Source organism: Microcoleus sp. D2_18a_D3 (assembly GCF_036702455.1).
Taxonomy (GTDB): Bacteria; Cyanobacteriota; Cyanobacteriia; order Cyanobacteriales; family Microcoleaceae; genus Microcoleus.
This window is the reverse complement of the sequence record NZ_JAUBTK010000082.1, coordinates 16,719-34,369: the sequence shown is the minus strand read 5'-3', so window position 1 is coordinate 34,369 and position 17,651 is coordinate 16,719. Positions and strand designations below refer to the sequence as shown.

The following is a 17,651-nucleotide window of genomic DNA, read 5'->3' as shown; positions in this document are numbered from 1 at the left end:
TGGTTTACCGCTTTGGGTATTTCCACGATGGCGTTTAACTTGAACGGTTTCAACTTCAACCAATCGATTATCGACTCTCAAGGTCGTGTCATCAATACTTGGGCTGATGTTATCAACCGCGCTAACTTGGGTATGGAAGTAATGCACGAGCGCAATGCTCACAACTTCCCTCTCGACTTGGCTGCTGGTGAAACTACTCCCGTAGCTTTGGTTGCTCCTTCTATCAATGGCTAAGTTTTAGCTATCGATTGACAAAAAGCGCTCCTAGAAATAGGGGCGCTTTTTGTTTGGAAAAAAAGATTTGTTTCGACTTTATTCACATATCTAGTTCGGTAAAATAAGCGTTATAACGGGCATTTTGCACCATTGTTAATAAGCCTTTCACAGGCGGGATATCTGCCTAACCCTACTCCCCACCCAAAAATTTACTCTTTGTGCAACAGGCCGGAAAGCCTGTTAAATGAGAAGGGTGCAAGATGTGAGTTATAACTTTTATAGTGAGGAATTCAGTCCGAGGGAGTTTTATGAGGACTGAATTCCTCACTATAAACCAATTTTATTCTGGTTGTTCGATCGGACATAATATGATTAACGATTAACGACTAATAACTAATAAATAATAACTAATAACTAATCAGTGATGACGATCGAGTTTGATGATTCCGATGCAGCCGGAAACAAGATTAGCAGTAAGGGCGCAATGCACAAATGGCTTTCGGTGGTGGGGATTGGCGAAGATGGATTATCGGGATTGAGTGCGATCGCCTTTACCCTCCTCTCTCGATCTCAAGTCGTTGTCGGCGGAGCCCGTCACCTCGCAATGCTACCAACCGACGACTTCCGCGAACAATTGGTTTGGGCTTCGCCGCTACAAGCAACAGTCGATGAAATCATCCGCCGCCGGGGACAGTCTGTGTGCGTACTCGCAAGTGGCGATCCGATGTGTCACGGCATCGGCGTCACGCTGTCGCGCCAAATTCCCATTTCCGAAATGACTGTGATTCCCGCAGCATCGGCTTTTAGTCTTGCTTGCGCCCGTTTGGGTTGGCCGCTGGCCCAAGTTGAGACTTTCAGTTTGACAAATCGCCCGATCGCATCGATCGCCCTTGCTTTGTCGCCGGGGGCGCGCTTGCTGGTGTTGAGCGCTGACAGACACACGCCGGGAAAGGTTGCCGAATTGTTGACGCAGCGGGGGTTTGGCAGCAGTTTGATGACGGTGTTCGAGCGGATGGGGTCGGAATCGGAACGGCGGATCGAGGGGGTCGCAGCAGCCTGGAATGCAGCGGATTTGGCGGATTTGAACACGATCGCGATCGCAGTTGCAGCCGATCGCGAAACTCTGCTTTTTCCCCGAACTGCGGGTTTGCCGGATGCTGCTTATCGCCACGACGGACAACTTACCAAACGGGAGGTTCGAGCCGTTACTCTGTCAACGTTAGCACCGATTCCGGGTGAGTTGCTGTGGGATGTGGGGGCGGGTTGTGGCTCGATCGCGATCGAATGGATGCGGAGTCATCCTCGGTGCAGGGCGATCGCGATCGAACGCGATCCGACTCGATTGCAATACATCGCTGAAAATGCCTCGACTTTCGGCGTTCCCGAACTCGAAATCGTTGCGGGAGAAGCGCCGGAAGCCCTGACAAATTTGCCTCAACCGAATGCTATTTTCATCGGCGGCGGTGTCACCGCAGAAGCTGTGCTGGAAACTTGCTGGAATGCTTTAGGTGAAGGCGGCCGATTAGTTGTTAATGCGGTGACAGTTGAGAGCGAGTTTAAAGTTTTGCAATGGCACGATCGTTATGGTGGGGAACTCATTAGAATTGGGATTCAGCGAGTAGGGGCGATCGGTTCTTTTCAGGGTTGGAAACCGCTGGCACCGATTACACAGTGGGTGGTAGTTAAGAGATGAAAGGCGATCGATCTCTTTGCTGGAAGCTATGATAAAAAATATCCTCTAAAATTATATAGCAATCCTAAATCAGTTGTAAAAATATGTAGGGGTAGTGCTACCCCTACTCCCCGTGCCTACCCCTCACGGATCGGGGCAACCACGGGGGGTTTGCCCCTACAACAATTACACAATTCATTTAGAATCGCTATAGTGAGAATGCCAGATGAATCATCCGTAGATCCTTATCTATATCGACTATTTGAAGACTATTCCAACACTGAAGTTATCCCACTCAGCAATATCTTGCTGAGTGGGATAAAGGAACCTATGGGAGTGTGGCGCAAAGTGTCTTAGATCATGCACAACGAAAAGGATTCGAGCCACTCAAATATCTGCGTAAAGCACACAACTTCAACACCAGAGGTGCTGTGAGAGTTCCTCGCACGGGATATCGGCAGGATGGAGCCGCTGTTTATAGAAAGGGCAATGAGTTTTTAATTGTGCGATCTGACCAGTATGGTGTTGAGAAAATAGTAACGTATGGCATTAATGAGGAATAGAAATATGGCACAAGTTAAAAACAAGTTAGTGATTCAGCAGGATATTATTGTGCAGCTTTTGGCACAGTTGAATGTTGAGTATCAAAAGACTAAATCAGAGCGCAAAGAGATAGCCCATAGCTATCTTGGTTCCGAAGAAGATTTATCGTTTTTGGAGGAGCTGGAGTTAGTGACGGTTAGCATTCGCGGTTATGCTAGTCAGATTGAGGCTAGCGCGGGAGTTGAGAACCCGGAGGAAGCGATCGCAAATTTACATCAGCTTAGGGTGTTCGATCGTTCTGCGATTGCTGAGTTTTATGCTGAAACGCGATCGGGCTATCTTCAAATGCGGTCTTATATCCGAATGCTAGACTATTTGCGGTTGCTGGTTTTGGAATATTTGCAGATGGAATAGATATCCACATAAGTTAGTTTACCAGACACCGTAGCCACCTCGACGCTCGGCAATTTCTTGCTCTAACTCAACTTCATTGAGGAGTTTCATACCGTTGGCGATCGCCCGTTGGCGAAGTTTCCACAGGGGTTGACCGAGTTGTGTTTTGGGGGTAAATTCAAGTGAAGATTTGAGCGCTAGAGCTTGGGTAAACTGAAGGACTTTTGCGCGATCGGCGGGGGCAAGTTCGCGCCAGTATTGTAGGAGGATTTCTTCGGGAGGCATGGAAACTTTTTGGGCGTAACTCTATAATTTATTTTACTCTTTTACAATCGATCGGGTCAATGCCATTGGCGATAATAGTCTAGTTTATGCCCATAATCTTTGAACAGCATAAGCATCAAACATTTCCTCGTGGCTGACTAAATAGGCATCTTCTGTCCACTACGCTAAGATGAAGGCAGGTTTACATTGTCTTATGAGGTCGTTATGACCAGTTCGCTATCATCTACAAGCCTTTCTCGCTATGTCACCCGCAATCCTGAAGTTTTGCAGGGGGAACCGATTATTGCAGACACTCAAGTTACGGTACGGGATATTGTGGTGTTTTGGAAATCAGGAATAAAGCCTGAAGAAATCCCACAGAAGTTACTTCAACTCGTGACGGCAGCTCAAGTGTTTGATGCGATTAGCTTTTATCTGGATAATCAGCCAGAAATTGACGATCGGATTGCTTGGTATGAGGCGCGTCCGATGTTGAATGTTTCACCTCTTTTGAGATGTAACCCGTTGTTGAATGAAGTCACGGAATATGTTCAGACCTATCGCCAAGATCGAAATGCTGATATCGATTTTCCTGAGTCTGAGACCCTATGAATCAATATATTCTCGATACCGACCATCTCACACTCTTGCAACACTCTAATCCACTCATATTGCAACGTTTTGAAACTCTCCATATTAGCGATGTTGCTATTACTGTCATCAATGTTGAGGAATTGATTCAGGGCTGGTTCAATGCAATTCGTCAAGCTTCGCAACCCGGACAGAAGCAACGCTTAACTTGGGCTTATGTGGGTTTGAGCTCGGCTGTTAAATTTCTCAACGATTTTCTCGTTCTGGATTTTACCGAGTCAGCTTGCGAGCAATATTTGGCGCTGCGCCGTCAGGGAATACGAATTGGGACACAAGATTTGCGGATTGCGTCCATTGCTTTGGTTAATAACTCAATTTTAGTGACGCGAAATCGACAAGATTTTGCACAAGTCCCAGGACTGGTTTTGGAGGATTGGACATAACAATTGCCAAGCCAAGCTTATGTGGCATTTCCAACTTCTGCGAGATGCCAAAATGTGATGCCACCTTCATTATGACTGAGCAAAATCCCCAAATCTTCGAGGCTTTCTAAACAGTCGAGAATGACTTTTTGTTTGCGATTGGCGCCTTTGAAATGGGCGGTAACTTGGGCGGCTGTCCATTCGCCGCTTTGGGTGCGGAATAAGTCGCGGATGGCGGAAAGTTGCTCTTTGAGGGTTTTGGGGAAAGGTTGTTGTTCCGTGGGAGTAATGGCGGTTTCGGTTTCGGTGGTGATGCCTGCAAGGGATGGTTGCACGTAGGTTTCGCCTGGGGCTTGGTAGTCGGGACGCAGCCAGCGAATGTGTCCGTTGCGTTCTTCCTCGGCGCGTTGGGCGTTGAGGGTGACGAGGTTTTCCAGGATTTGGTCGTCGGTGAGGGTGGGTTCCCAACCATAGGCGGCAAATACGGCGGCATCGAGTTCGTCGTGGATTTGTTTGAGGGTGGAGACTAGGGCTTTTTGGTTGAAGGCTTTGTCTTTGTCGTCGAGGGGTTCGCCTTGGCGGAGTTTTTCGACGAGGTTGTACATCGCGGTGATGGTGACTTCGGGGTGAGTGGCTTGGACTCGTTTGCGGTGGCTGTCGAGGCGTTCTCCGAGTTCGCGGATGGTTTGTTTTTGGGTGTCCGTGGGGTCTGGGAAGGGGAATGGGTCGAAGCATCGAGTTTTGTTGTAACGAGGTCTATCTTCTAATGTTCCGCCTGCTGCCAGCGACCAAGTAACATGAACTCGACTAGAAAGAACTCCTAAGAAATAAGCATCATCAAGGGCGATCGCAATCAACATATTATCAGGTATTACTTCACGGGGAAGAAAGAGGAATACTCTATGCTTCGCAGTCTCTACTGTAGCAATGTAACGCTTTAGTCCCTTTAGTGCTGGTCGAAGTTCAGTTCTGGGACGACCAAATATCCACCAGTTTTCTCGGAGGCTCTTATCACGGTTAGTATCTCGTTCAGGTTTAACTTTATCCAACACCCATTGGAATGCTTTTGGATATATTTCTTGAGCTTTATCAGCTTTTAAGCCAAATAAATCAATGACGCGCACATTGCGAGAAATTTGCATAAAGTCTCGTCCATTGATGTATGGGAAAAGAACCTCAGACTCAATCTCTCCAAAGTCAGATTGCTCGACAATAAACCCGGAACTAAATAGCATAACACCGCGACTGGATATCCTATCATTAGCCAGGAGTTGTTGAGATTGAGTTAAATCAGAACCAGCTTGAAGGTTACTAAAAATTAGCCCTACATTCTGCAACTGCACTTGAACTTGCTCTGCTGAGTCTTCCGGTGTCTCTCCCTCACACTCAGCAACTACTGTACCAAATTCGGCAATCCTTACAGGCTTTTTGAGGTCATCTAATTCACCTGCTGTAATTGCAATTCTGACTGCTGCCCCTCCATCAATCCAAGGGTGATCGGGAATAGCAAAAATTAATCGGGTTGGAATCTTTTGCGTAAAATGAAACTCCAGAACTTTCCGCTGCCTAACTTGGCGAATACTGTTTGTGGTAATAAACCCAAAGCGTTTAATTTTGCTCGTTCTAGTTAGTTCCGCTGCCTTGTGCCACCAATACATGACAAAATCAACAGTATCCGGCACATCTTTATAAACCTTCCTCAACGTTTCTGCATATCCATCCCCCAACATCTCCCGCATCCTCGCATTCCCAATAAACGGCGGATTCGACACAATATAATCCGCCTCCTGCCACTCGGCCGCCCTCGGATTCAAATACCGATAAATCGTCACTTGGTTTGTCGCATCGGGAATATCTTCCCCCGTCACCGGACTTTTCATCATCCGTCCGCCCCAGCGAGTTCTCACCTTCCCCGCCGCATCCACATCTGGTTCTATTCCGTCATAGGCCAACACCGCATCCCGGCATTCAATATTGTTGTACTCTCGCAACACAGGTTCGATCGGCGGAATATCGCCAAACCGCCGAAAATGCCACTGCAAATACCCAATCCAAATCACCAAATCTGCGATCGCCGCCGCCCTAGGATTAATCTCAATCCCCAAAAACTGACTCGGATTAACTTGAGCAATATCTAACCGCAACTGCGCCGATCCGGTGACATCTTCCAAGCGGCGCAACACCTCCGATTCCAACCCCTTCAACAAATCCAACGTCACATACAGAAAATTCCCCGATCCGCACGCCGGATCGAGAATCTTCACCTGTTGTAACTCCGTCAGAAATGCCTCTAAAACTGAGCTCGCCTTTTTCCTTTGATTTGCAGTCGGTTCCGATTCCCCCGCGTTCAGCAACTGTTTAACCTCCGCTTGTACCGCAATCCAGCGATCGCCCAAAGGCTCCATCACCACAGGCTTTACCAACCTTTCCACATACGATCGCGGGGTATAATGCGCCCCCAACTTACTTCTTTCCCTCGAATCCAGCGCCCTTTCCAACAACGTCCCAAAAATCGCCGGTTCCACATTGCACCAATCCCGCTTCGCCGCCTGCAACAAAACTTCCAACTGCGCCTTTGTCAAAGCAAACGCCTGCGACTCGGCAAACAATCCCCCATTAAACCGCAACAGTTTGCCATGAAAGCCAAAACTCGTCCCCTCATTCATCGCCTCCCACAGCGCCTCTACTTCCGGCTTAAAAGTCTTCGGATGGAGAATCCATCGCGTTTCCAGCGCCTGCGTAAACAAATGTTCTTTCAACAACCCCACATCCTCAGCAAACATGGTGAAAATACAGCGCATCAAAAACTGGGCGACTTGCTGCGGATCGACATTCGCCTCCATCCGCTTCGCCAACTCTGCCAAATCCGCCGCCACTTCCCGCGTCACCCGCGCCGCAATTTTCTCTGGGTTGCGCTGCTGCGGATTGCTAAAAATATCGACAAACAAATCGAAAACATCGGCTTTCTGCAACTCGATTAGCCCGATTTCTCGCCGCGCCCCATAGCCGCCGTAATCGCCGCTAAAACCCATCCACAATTCAAAATGATCGCCAATATCGCAAGTCAACAAAAACGGCGGTTTGCTGCTGAGACTGCGCGTATAGGCGATCGCCTGCACAAACGCTTTTTCCATCTCCCGCAAATAGGTATTTGTCCCCCGCTTGGCCGTTCCTTTTTTACCCGTTGTTCCGCCCTGTTTTGCCTCTATCAAAAAATGCTCGGCTTTGTAAAAATCAATAAACCCCGGAGTCACTTTGCCGCTGGGGTGAAAAAATTTGACATCTTTATCAAAGCAGTAGGGATCGTTGGGAATTCTGCCTTTATCAAAAGGGCGATCGACTCCCAGCGCATCGCACATTTCGGCAAAAAACAACTGGTAGTTTGCCCGTTCGTTACCGCTAGAACCTGCCCAGCGCGTGATGAATGTTTCGACACGCGTGCGATCGGCCTCATTCATGCTTCAATCCTGCTGCTTGCTTTTTCCTGATTCTATACTTCGATCGGTTTGAATTGGCGATTTATCTTGCGATTTTGGTTGGAAACTCCTGGCACCGATTACCCAGTGGGCGGCAGTTAATAGGTAAAATAATCCCCAATCTTCTATTTAGAAACACTTTGGCGAGATTTGAGTTCATAGTAGATGGCCCACCAGTATCACAACAAGCTCGTAGGCGATCTCTTCTTAAAGCTTGGAAAGTGACAGTGAGGCAAGAGGCTGAAAAATACTGGTCTTCGGAGCAGAAAACAGCTACTGGCCTAGTGATGCTTCAGATAACTTATTTCTACGATTCTGTTAAAATCGATGTAGACAACATAGTAAAGCCAATTCAAGATGCAATTATCGGGCTAGCCTATGTCGATGACGATCAAGTAACTGATGTTCTAGTCCGCAAGAGGAATTTATCAACTAACTTTAAAGTAGAAAATATGACCTCGATTCTAGCGGAAGGATTTGCCCGTGGTAATGAATTCTTGCACATTGTCGTAATTGATGCTCCTGACAAAGAGGTACTGACATGATCGCAACCCCAACTGCAAACATAGAAAGAGAGCAACTGCTGAAACTAGCAGAGGAGTATCGTGAGAAAGGTTATGAAATTTCATTTCATCCAAACTCTGAAGATTTACCGGACTTCCTTAAAAGCTATCGCCCGGATCTGATAGTGCGCCGGGGCGAAGAATCGGTGGTTATTGCAGTCAAGTCACGCGCTTCACTCAAGTCACCCTCTACTACATATCTACGTAATTTAGCCCAAGCAGTAGCAGAAAATCCCGGCTGGAGGTTTGAGTTAGTGATGACTAACTCGGAGGATGCAGTCGATATTTCCCAAGCTGAGGATTCTTTTCAAGAGCATGAAATAGAGTTGGGTTTGCAAGTCGCCAAGCAACTTGTAACACAACATCTAGAGTCAGCAATGCTATATTCTTGGTCTTTAGTTGAGGCAACTTTGAGGATTGTTGCCCATAAAGAAGAGCTAAGTTTGCAAAGATTAGAACCGCTGTATTTAGTGAAACAACTGACGGTTGAGGGCGTGATTTCTAAATCAGAATATCAGTTATTAATGAATGCGCTTTCTTTGCGGAACGCTATTGCTCATGGGTTTAAAACTACACAACTTACGCAAAATTCTGTGTGCGAACTGATTGAGGTAACAGAGAAAATATTGAAAGATAATACGGCGGTTGTCTAAAGCAAAAAGGTTGGGTTTCCTTTCGTTAACCCAACCTTTTAATAATGTAATGAAATCAAACTTCAGAGTTTAGCCTTGGTTAAGCACAGTCGGTTTTAAACTGTCTCGCGACTCGGAAACGCGATCGACAATACTGGCATTTACCACAGATTCCTTAATCGGTTTCCGCGTCTCAATTAAACTCAAAGCTTTGTTGACACTTTCAGGTAAAATCACTACCAAACTGCCGGCCGGCGCCTCATCTAAAGCTTTGTTAACAGCCGTTGTTTCGTCGAGAATCAACTCGTATTCAACTTGAGATTTCTTTGCGGTTCCTGCAGAAATCGCCTCTGCAATTCCCTGGCAAATTAACTTTGCCACAACACCGGGTTCTCGCCCGCGCCTGTCAATATCTTCCTTGACAATAATACGATCGAACATCTCGGCCGAAAGTTTGCCCAGCGTGACAAAATCTTCATCTCGGCGGTCTCCGGGCGCACCTACTACCCCGATCCGCCGTCCCGGCCAATTCAGCACGAAACTGCCCAAAGCTTTGTAGCTGTGGGGGTTGTGGGCGTAGTCTAGCAAAGCGTGATAGCTGCCCAAATTAAACAAGTTCATCCTTCCGGGAGTTTGACCGACGGATGCTTGGAAGCTTGACAAAGCAGCGCGAATATCTTCTATTTTCAATCCTTGGGCAAAAGCCGCCAAACAAGCTGCTAAAGCATTAGCAATCATAAACGGCGCCCGCCCGCCCATCGTCAGCGGCACGTTCACAGCCTGTTCAATTCGCAGCGTCCAATCGCCTTTCAAGATTGACAAATACCCATTTTCGTAAATCGCTGCCAGCCCGCCGGCAGCGGTATGTTTGGCAACCAGTTCGTTGTCCGGGTTCATCGAAAAATATGCAATTTGAGCCTTGACACGCTGCGCCATTTGTGATACTAGCGGGTCATCTGCATTTAAAACTGCATAGCCTTTGGGCATTACCGACTCGACGAGAACGCTCTTGAGTTTGGCTAGTTGTTCCACGGTGTCGATGTCGCCAATTCCCAAGTGATCTGCCGCGACGTTCAAGACGACGCCGACATCGCACTGATCGAAGCCGAGGCCCGATCGCAAAATTCCGCCTCTAGCCGTTTCCAGCACCGCTACTTCCACCGTCGGATCAGACAAAATCAATTGAGCACTCTGCGGCCCGGTATTGTCTCCGCTTTCTACCAAATAATCGCCGATGTAAGTCCCGTCGGTAGTCGTGTAGCCGGTAATCTGACCGGTCTGCTTGACAATGTGGGCAAGCAGGCGAGTGGTTGTCGTTTTGCCGTTGGTTCCCGTTACCGCTAAAATCGGCACCCGGCTGGGTTGAGGCGAGGGGAAAAGCATATCGAAGACGGCGCCGGCGACGTTGCGGGGTAAACCTTGACTCGGGGCGACGTGCATTCTGAAACCCGGTGCTGCGTTGACTTCGACGATGACGCCGTTGACATCGCGCAGGGGTTGGGAGATGTCGGGAGTTACTACGTCAATGCCGGCGATGTCCAAACCGATAATTTTGGCGACTCTGGAAAACAGCCAGACGTTTTCCGGGTGGATTTCGTCGGTGCGATCGACTGCAATGCCACCGGTACTCAAGTTTGCTGTCGCCCGCAAAAATACTCTTTCGCCGGCGGGCACTACGGAGTCCATCGCGTATCCTTGTTTTTGCAGCAAATCCAGGGACAATTTGTCGATCGTGATCCGGGTGAGCACGTTGTCGTGTCCGTCTCCTCGCTGCGGGTCGCGGTTTACTTCTTCAATAAGCTGTTCTACTGTAGACTTGCCGTTACCCACGACGTTAGCGGGGACTCGTTCTGCGACTGCTATGACTTGCCCGTTGACTACCAATACTCTGTGGTCACGGCCGACGTAATAGCGCTCGACAATGACGCTTTTTGTTTTTGATGCGGCGCTGGCTAAGTCGTAGGCTTCTTCTGCAGCTTCCCAGGAATTGATGTCGATCGTAATGCCGCGGCCGTGGTTGCCGTCTAGGGGTTTGAGGACGATCGGATAACCGCCGACATCTTCGATCGCCCCGCGCAGTTCATCCAAATAATGAATCACCGTTCCTCTGGGAACCGGTACACCGGCGCTGGCGAGGATATTTTTGGTACCTTCCTTGTCGCAGGCCAGTTCTACCCCCAAAACTCCCGTCCGGTTGCTCAGAGTTGCCTGAATCCGCTTTTGGTGAACCCCGTAGCCGAGTTGAATCATAAACCGGGCGTTCAAAGGTATCCAAGGAATGCCCCGCGCTTCTGCTTCCTTGATCAGTGTTTCCGTGCTCGGCCCGAGTGCCGCCGACGCACCAAACTCTCTCAGGTCTCTCAAATCTTGGACTAATTCTGCTGCTGGATAAGTGCCTGTCTCGGCAATACTTTGGCACATCCGCACGCCCGCCCGGGCTGCATAGCGACCTGCTTGTTCGTTTTGATACTCGATTACTACTTGGTAAATGCCTGGGGTCGCAGTCTCGCGGGTGCGACCGAACCCGACCGGCATTCCTGCCATTTCCTGAAGTTCTAGGGCGACGTGTTCGATTACGTGTCCCATCATTGTGCCTTCTCTGACCCGTTGCAGGAATCCTCCCTGATGGCCTGGAGAACAGTGATGGTCGTTCAAACTCGGAAGTGCGGCGATCAACCCTTCATAGAATCCAGGAATTTCCGCTGTGGTTTTATCTGCCCACTCCTCTAAATCCAGACGCATCAGGACGAGTTTCTGGCGTCGGATGCTCCAGTAGTTGGGGCCGCGTAAGGTCTGGATTTTAAGTATTTTCATGGCAGTTTGAGGGGTATGGGGCGCGAAATCTTATAGATAATTGGAGCATTTATTCAATTTCGATCTAGATTGCTCGATAGACTGTTCGCTGCGAACAGTTTGGGAGTGAATTTCCAGTTATGGGCTACCCAATTGAAAATTTATGCCCCCTGCGATCGGCTAAAAACAAGTACAGGTACATGGCTAGCAAAAACTCAAAGCCCGAAGCTAGAATTTTCTGTGGTTCGGCCTGCTGGGGTCAGACCGTGGCTGCTTCGGAATCTATTCTATTGTTGTATCCATGATTCGGCCGGAATGCCGCCTAATTTCTGCCGAATCAATGACAAGAGATGTTCTACCTTAGTTGGCTGTGCGGCATTCGGGGGGCCAGCCAGACTCGGAACACGCTCCCGATGGCATTGGTTTGCCTAGGGGCATATTGTAGCAATCTCCGTGACACAGGACGTGCAAGCGCATATTGAACAGACTTAAGGGTTCTGTCGCTCCTACCATAGACTCATTGGTATAAAAATTTTCCCTAGAATCAACAATAGTCACAGTGCCTTTACCGAGAATTTTCATAGTATCGTCTCCCTCAAACAAGGCGCAGGTGTCTTCGTCAATACCAATAGCGAGGCGGTCGGGATGGCAAGCCACAGCCGACAGCAAGCGAGCCATGCGGTTGCGGTTGTGAAAATGCTGATCTACGATGATCTCAGGAATAATGTTAAGTCCGTTTGCCATGTCTACTAAAGAGCGGTTCGGTGACGCGCCACTTCCACCGCCTGCAATCATGTGATATCCCATCACCGCAGCACCTGCGCTGGTTCCAGCGAGCGTAATCTTGCCTTCGAGAGTTTCTTTGCGAATTTTCTCCATCAGCGGGGTGTCCGCCAGCAGCCCACAGAGCCGCAGTTGGTCGCCGCCTGTGATGAATACGCCCGTACAGTCTTCTAAGTAATCTTTCCAGACGGGGTTTTCGGCTTGTTCGCGTTCGCGGATGTCCACTACTTTGACTGCGCTAACGCCCATTTCGTCAAATATTGTGCGGTAGCGGTTGCTAATTCCTTCGGGATCTCGCGAAGCGCAGGGAACGATCGCCAGCCGAGCGTTTGCACCCCCAGCACGGCAAAAAAAGGTGTTCAGAATCTCTCGCCCGTGAACTTTGTCTTCGGCTCCCCCGATGACCATAATCGAGGTTTTTGTGCGCTGGGGAATATTGTGTTCAAGGGCTTGAGATGTCAACTGCTGCATGGTGTGTCTTCCTCTGTTGGATGTGAAATTCAATTTTGCCGTGGCTGTGCGTAGAATAGGGCTTTTTAAGAATAAATATTTGTTGGTGCGAGCGAGGTGCGATCGCCGATCGCGCGAGCCCGCAGTTGTTTGGCGGTGAGTTTACTTGCAGTCGCTGTCATGAAAAACTGATTATTGTTGTACAAAACGGGCCCGCCGACAAAGGAAGAGAATTTAACTTGCCAAAATTCTCAGAAATTATAAGAAATTATAAAGAATAAAGCAATTACTGAAAACTGAACTCCCTCTAAAGGTCAAACTAGAGGTGATGTATCAATGAAATTCCAATAATTGTGCGATTTGACGTTGTTACCCTATTTCCAGAATTTTTCCGGGCTCCCCTAGAGTCGGGACTGATGGGCAAAGCCTTAGCTAAAAAGATTGCTGAGGTGAATTTTGTCAATCCCCGCGATTTTACCACAGACAAACACCAGCGAGTCGATGATGAGCCTTACGGGGGCGGAGTGGGGATGCTGATGAAGCCGGAACCGATTTTTGCTGCGGTGGAGTCGCTGCCGGTTTTGCCGCGACGCGAGGTGATTTTGCTGACTCCCCAGGGGGAACCGATGCAGCAGGGGATGTTTCGGGAGTTGGCGGCCGATCGCGATCAGTTGGTGTTGATTTGCGGTCATTATGAGGGTGTGGACGATCGAGTCCTGCATTTGGTAACTCGCGAGGTGTCTTTGGGGGATTTTGTGCTCACGGGGGGCGAAATTCCGGCTTTGGCTTTGATTAATGGGGTTTTGCGATTGCTGCGGGGAACTGTGGCCAAGGAAGATTCCCTAAAGTTTGAGAGTTTTGAAGACGGACTTTTGGATTATCCGCAGTACACTAGACCGGCGGATTTTCGAGGATTGAAGGTGCCCGATGTGTTGCTGTCGGGTAATCACGCAGAAATTGCTCGCTGGCGCAGGGAACAGCAAATTGAAAGAACTCGATCGCGCCGGCTGGATTTGTACGATCGGTGGTTGCAGGAGAGGGAAGAATAGGACAAAGGGCGATCGCACCGGTAGTTAGAAACCGGGTTTTTTGCAGTAATACTTCGTTGCAGTCCACAGATTTGGTAAAAAACCCGGTTTCTTTGGTCTTGATGCGTAAATCCCGTATATTTAAGAGCCTAATAAATTTTGGATTCGCGTTTGTAAGTCTTTGAGTTCAGGAGAGCGATCGAGAAGTCCCCGATAATTTTCTAGCGTTTCCACCATTAACCCTTCTCTCCCCCCTCCAGCAGGTTTAGGATTGCCATAACGACTGAGGAAATCAGCAAAAAAATATTTAACACTCGGATCGGCATTAAAAAATAAATTCACTTATCTCCCTAAAAATATGAAATAATTGTCTTCTACTATACTTACCAAACCTTCCTTTTACATGAACATCCGCATCGGCAATGGCTACGACATTCACTGCTTAGTTCCCGATCGCCCTCTCATCCTCGGCGGTGTCAATATTCCTCACGAATTAGGATTACTCGGCCACAGCGACGCCGACGTACTTACCCACGCTATCATGGATGCCATGCTCGGAGCTCTGAGCTTAGGAGATATCGGTCTTTATTTCCCGCCAACTGACCCGAAATGGAAGGGTGCGGATAGTCTCGTACTGTTGGCACAAGTCAATCAGTTAATATTAGATAAAGGCTGGGAAATCGGCAATATTGATTCGGTGGTGGTGGCCGAACGTCCAAAGCTGAAACCGCATATTGAGCAAATGCGCGATCGGCTTTCTACTGTCCTACAATTAAAACCTGACCAAATTGGCATCAAAGCTACTACAAACGAAAAGTTAGGGCCGGTGGGGAGAGAAGAAGGAATCGCGGCTTACGCTGTAGTTTTGTTAGTGCTAAAATAAAACTTTAATCTACGTTTTAGGAAGGCCAAAACCATGCAAACTGAAACATTGGATTTAGAGTTACCCATAGACGCCGATATTATCGTATTGGATAAGGACGATCGGGTAGTCGTGCTAATCGAAGTCAAAATTATTGAAGCTCAAGAACCAGCAGCAAAGCAGAGGATTGCTGATTACATGATATCTTGGATGAAAGCTGCGTTAGCGAAAATGTCCGAGCAACGCACCATCATTCCCTATGCGATGTTTGTTGACACCGAACAGATTCTAATTTTCAAATGGGACGGAGTAAATTTATCTGAACCTGTTTGCTCTCTAAACACTGCTGAGATCCTTCGCCATTATGAGCCTGAATTTGGCAACAAACGGATATTTAAGCGATACCTAACTAGACTGGTTGAAGCATGGCTGCGCGACTTAGCTTATAATTGGAAGTCGGAGATTCCAACCGCGTCAGAACAGATAGCAAAAATCGGCTTGCTGCCACTGCTAGCAGGTGGGACGACAAAATCTGGGGTAGAAATTGGTGGCAATTTTATATATCGAGACTAACTTTCTGATGAGCATTGCTACGGGACGCGACCCTGACGCTAACAACTTGTTGGTGAGTGTACCTACATCAGTCAGCATAGCCATACCAAGTATTTGCTGCATGGAATCACTTTCGGCTTTAGAAGACGAAATCAAGCGACGCAACCGTTTTTTAGGTGAAATGGAAAAACAAATTAGTCAGCTAAAGCGAGATAAAACTTCCCCCTCTGCCCAGTCTCTTGTCTTCCACTTAGAGCAATCACTCAATGAAAACGAGGCTCTGATAAATGATATTAATGCACGTCTTTTTGCAGCTCTTGATTTGTTAGCCACCAAGATAGAAATGATTTCCTTAACAGCAGGCATACTTCAAGCAAGTTTGAATTCAATTTTTATTGAAGAAGACCCTACAGACAATTTGATTCTGCACTGCATCTTGAATCACGCACACTTACATCCTAATGAAGTCAAGGTATTTTTGAGTAATAATACAAAAGAATTTGGTCTGCCCAAAGTTCGAGGTGCTTTGCGGGAAGTAGGGATAACCAAGTATTTTTCGCGCACTGAAGACTTTCTCGGTTGGTTACAATCTCAGTCATAGTTGCACGCAGATGGTAAACTAAAAAATTATGAAAATTTCTATGATGCTACATTCAAGACTGCGCTGGCTGGCGATTTTACTGGCTGCAATTGCCACTATAACTCTGTCTGCGTGCACTCCAGCCCGATCGAACTTAGTAAACAGACTCATCGTTCCCACCCCCAGCGGTCCGGGTACCTTTAACTACCCGCTAAATCAATCTGCATACAGCGTTTTTGGCTATATGTACGAGGGATTGATCAACGAAAATGGCTTGACATCGGAGTTAGAACCCGGTTTAGCCGAGTCGTGGGAAGTGTCTAAAGATGGCAAAAAGATTGTGTTCACCCTGCGAGAGGGGTTGAAATGGTCGGACGGCGAACCCCTGACTACTGATGACATTATCTTCAGCTATGAAAAGATTTATTTCAATGACAAAATTCCTAGCGGTTTGAAAGATATTCTGAGGGTTGGCATCAGCGGCCAATTTCCAAAAGTCAAAAAACTCGACAGTCGCCGCGTAGAATTTTCCGTTGCAGAACCCTTTGCTCCTTTTATTAGATATGCTGGGGGAATCCCAATTTTACCAGCTCATATTTTACAGGAAGCTGTAGAAAATACAGATGCAGACGGCAACCCTAAATTCCTGACTACTTGGGCGACTGATACTGACCCTAAAAAAATTGTAGGCAACGGTCAATACCGAATGCTAAGCTACACTCCTAATCAGCGCGTGGTTTTGGAACGAAATCCGTATTTTTGGCGCAAAGATGCTGAGGGAAATGTCCAGCCTTACATCCAGCAAATTGTTTGGCAAATTATCGAAAATACTGATAATCAACTGCTGAATTTTCGATCGGGGGATTTGGATACTCTGAATGTGGAGCCGGAAGTGTTTCCCCTGCTGAAACGGGAGGAAAAACGCGGCAAATATACGGTCTTTAACGGCGGGCCGGATACTGGCAGCGTGTTTATGTGTTTCAATCTGAATAAGGGGCGCAATGCTCAAGATCAGCCGTTTGTAGACCCAATTAAGTCTCGGTGGTTCGCGACTAAGGAATTTCGGCAGGCGATCGCCTACGGCATCAACCGATCCGCCATGACTAACAATATCTATCGCGGACTGGGCGCGCCCCTACATTCCCCAATTCCGGCGCAAAGCCCGTTCTACCTGTCCCCAGAACAGGGATTGAAAACTTACAGTTACGATCGGCAAAAAGCCAAAGAGTTACTGTTAAGTGCTGGTTTCAAGTATAATAGTAACGACGAATTGTTGGATGCTGAAGGCAACAAGGTGCGATTTACGTTGTTGATGGCAGCAGGTAAAAAAGTTCGGGAACAAATGGCAACGCAAATTAAGCAAGACTTGGGCAAACTGGGGATGCAAATTGATACGCAGTTCCTGAGTTTTAACACTTATGTGGAAAAGCTGCGCCTGACGCGGAATTGGGATACTTACCTCGGCGGTTTTACGGGAGGTACTGAACCGCACAGCGGCTACAATATTTGGTCTGTTAACGGCACGCTGCACAGTTTCAACCAGGGCCCGCAAGCCGGAGAACCGCCGATTAAGGGTTGGAAAGTTGACGACTGGGAGCAGAAAATCGATGACCTTTACGTGAAAGCTTCCCAGGAGCTTGATGAGGCTAAGCGCAAGGAAATTTATGGGGAGACGCAGCGGATTATAGCTGAACAAGTGCCTTTTGTTTATATGGTAAATCCGCTGACTTTTGAGGCGGTGCGCGATCGCGTTTCGGGAATTCGCTACAGTGCCCTCGGCGGTGCTTTCTGGAATTTGTACGAGTTGAAAATAACAGAATAGTCAGCAGTC

At 47.9% G+C, this 17,651-nt stretch carries 17 protein-coding genes and 1 pseudogene; 13 read left to right on the top strand and 5 right to left on the bottom strand.

From position 1 onward, the window contains the following. From QUB06_RS27595 to QUB06_RS27580, 4 genes and pseudogenes are all read left to right on the top strand, one after another. Window positions 1–234, top strand: a pseudogene (locus QUB06_RS27595) (photosystem II q(b) protein); the annotation flags it as partial. Between the two features lie 406 nt (window positions 235–640). Beyond that, window positions 641–1,909, top strand: a complete 1,269-nt coding sequence (gene cbiE / locus QUB06_RS27590) for a precorrin-6y C5,15-methyltransferase (decarboxylating) subunit CbiE (protein ID WP_445251429.1) — start codon at window positions 641–643, stop codon at window positions 1,907–1,909. Between the two features lie 317 nt (window positions 1,910–2,226). Next, window positions 2,227–2,451 (top strand): hypothetical protein, encoded by a 225-nt coding sequence (locus QUB06_RS27585; protein ID WP_333437986.1) that lies wholly within the window; start codon window positions 2,227–2,229, stop codon window positions 2,449–2,451. Window positions 2,452–2,455: 4 nt separating this feature from the next. Further along, window positions 2,456–2,845, top strand: coding sequence for a hypothetical protein (locus QUB06_RS27580; protein ID WP_333437985.1), 390 nt, complete (start codon window positions 2,456–2,458; stop codon window positions 2,843–2,845). A gap of 18 nt (window positions 2,846–2,863) precedes the next feature. Here the strand turns inward: QUB06_RS27580 and QUB06_RS27575 are convergent, their stop codons facing one another. Then, window positions 2,864–3,109: a hypothetical protein gene (locus QUB06_RS27575; protein ID WP_333437984.1), complete on the bottom strand. Its 246-nt coding sequence runs from the start codon at window positions 3,107–3,109 to the stop codon at window positions 2,864–2,866. 204 nt (window positions 3,110–3,313) lie between these two features. On the opposite strand from QUB06_RS27575, the gene QUB06_RS27570 reads away from it, so the two are divergent. Then, window positions 3,314–3,700 (top strand): DUF433 domain-containing protein, encoded by a 387-nt coding sequence (locus QUB06_RS27570; protein WP_333043041.1) that lies wholly within the window; start codon window positions 3,314–3,316, stop codon window positions 3,698–3,700. Next, entirely contained in the window at window positions 3,697–4,122 is a 426-nt protein-coding gene (locus QUB06_RS27565) for a type II toxin-antitoxin system VapC family toxin (protein ID WP_333437983.1), read from the top strand. Before QUB06_RS27570 ends, QUB06_RS27565 begins: the two co-directional genes overlap by 4 nt. 17 nt (window positions 4,123–4,139) lie before the next feature. Here the strand turns inward: QUB06_RS27565 and QUB06_RS27560 are convergent, their stop codons facing one another. Next, entirely contained in the window at window positions 4,140–7,559 is a 3,420-nt protein-coding gene (locus tag QUB06_RS27560; RefSeq protein ID WP_333437982.1) for a DNA methyltransferase, read from the bottom strand. On the opposite strand from QUB06_RS27560, the gene QUB06_RS27555 reads away from it, so the two are divergent. Further along, entirely contained in the window at window positions 7,526–8,122 is a 597-nt protein-coding gene (locus QUB06_RS27555; RefSeq protein WP_333437981.1) for a RusA family crossover junction endodeoxyribonuclease, read from the top strand. The genes QUB06_RS27560 and QUB06_RS27555 overlap by 34 nt on opposite strands. Further along, entirely contained in the window at window positions 8,119–8,793 is a 675-nt protein-coding gene (locus tag QUB06_RS27550) for a hypothetical protein (protein ID WP_333147209.1), read from the top strand. The genes QUB06_RS27555 and QUB06_RS27550 overlap by 4 nt, the downstream gene beginning before the upstream one ends. Before the next feature lie 69 nt (window positions 8,794–8,862). Here QUB06_RS27550 and cphA read toward each other — a convergent pair whose 3' ends face one another. Continuing rightward, window positions 8,863–11,586, bottom strand: a complete 2,724-nt coding sequence (gene cphA, locus QUB06_RS27545; RefSeq protein ID WP_333437980.1) for a cyanophycin synthetase — start codon at window positions 11,584–11,586, stop codon at window positions 8,863–8,865. Window positions 11,587–11,925: 339 nt separating this feature from the next. Next, window positions 11,926–12,819, bottom strand: a complete 894-nt coding sequence (locus tag QUB06_RS27540; protein ID WP_333147213.1) for a cyanophycinase — start codon at window positions 12,817–12,819, stop codon at window positions 11,926–11,928. 332 nt (window positions 12,820–13,151) lie between these two features. Here QUB06_RS27540 and trmD point away from each other — a divergent pair, with 332 nt between their 5' ends. Further along, a complete protein-coding gene (gene trmD / locus QUB06_RS27535) occupies window positions 13,152–13,847 on the top strand; it encodes a tRNA (guanosine(37)-N1)-methyltransferase TrmD (protein WP_333437979.1) in 696 nt (231 codons plus the stop codon). Window positions 13,848–13,967: 120 nt separating this feature from the next. On the opposite strand, the gene QUB06_RS27530 is transcribed toward trmD, so the two are convergent. Next, complete coding sequence (locus QUB06_RS27530; protein ID WP_333437978.1) at window positions 13,968–14,168, bottom strand: hypothetical protein; 201 nt, start codon at window positions 14,166–14,168, stop codon at window positions 13,968–13,970. A 61-nt stretch (window positions 14,169–14,229) separates the two neighbouring features. Between QUB06_RS27530 and ispF the strand changes: the two genes are divergently transcribed. Genes ispF through QUB06_RS27510 form a run of 4 tightly spaced genes read left to right on the top strand, consistent with a single transcriptional unit; the run spans window position 14,230 to window position 17,642 of the window. Further along, on the top strand, window positions 14,230–14,709 hold the full coding sequence (gene ispF, locus QUB06_RS27525) for a 2-C-methyl-D-erythritol 2,4-cyclodiphosphate synthase (RefSeq protein ID WP_333211506.1): 480 nt from the start codon (window positions 14,230–14,232) through the stop codon (window positions 14,707–14,709). 33 nt (window positions 14,710–14,742) lie between these two features. After that, window positions 14,743–15,261 carry a hypothetical protein gene (locus QUB06_RS27520; protein WP_333437977.1) on the top strand — a complete coding sequence of 173 codons (519 nt, stop codon included), beginning with the start codon at window positions 14,743–14,745 and terminating at the stop codon, window positions 15,259–15,261. Next, on the top strand, window positions 15,236–15,841 hold the full coding sequence (locus tag QUB06_RS27515; RefSeq protein ID WP_333437976.1) for a PIN domain-containing protein: 606 nt from the start codon (window positions 15,236–15,238) through the stop codon (window positions 15,839–15,841). Before QUB06_RS27520 ends, QUB06_RS27515 begins: the two co-directional genes overlap by 26 nt. A 40-nt stretch (window positions 15,842–15,881) precedes the next feature. Beyond that, window positions 15,882–17,642, top strand: coding sequence for an ABC transporter substrate-binding protein (locus QUB06_RS27510; protein WP_333437989.1), 1,761 nt, complete (start codon window positions 15,882–15,884; stop codon window positions 17,640–17,642). Window positions 17,643–17,651 lie beyond the last annotated feature (9 nt).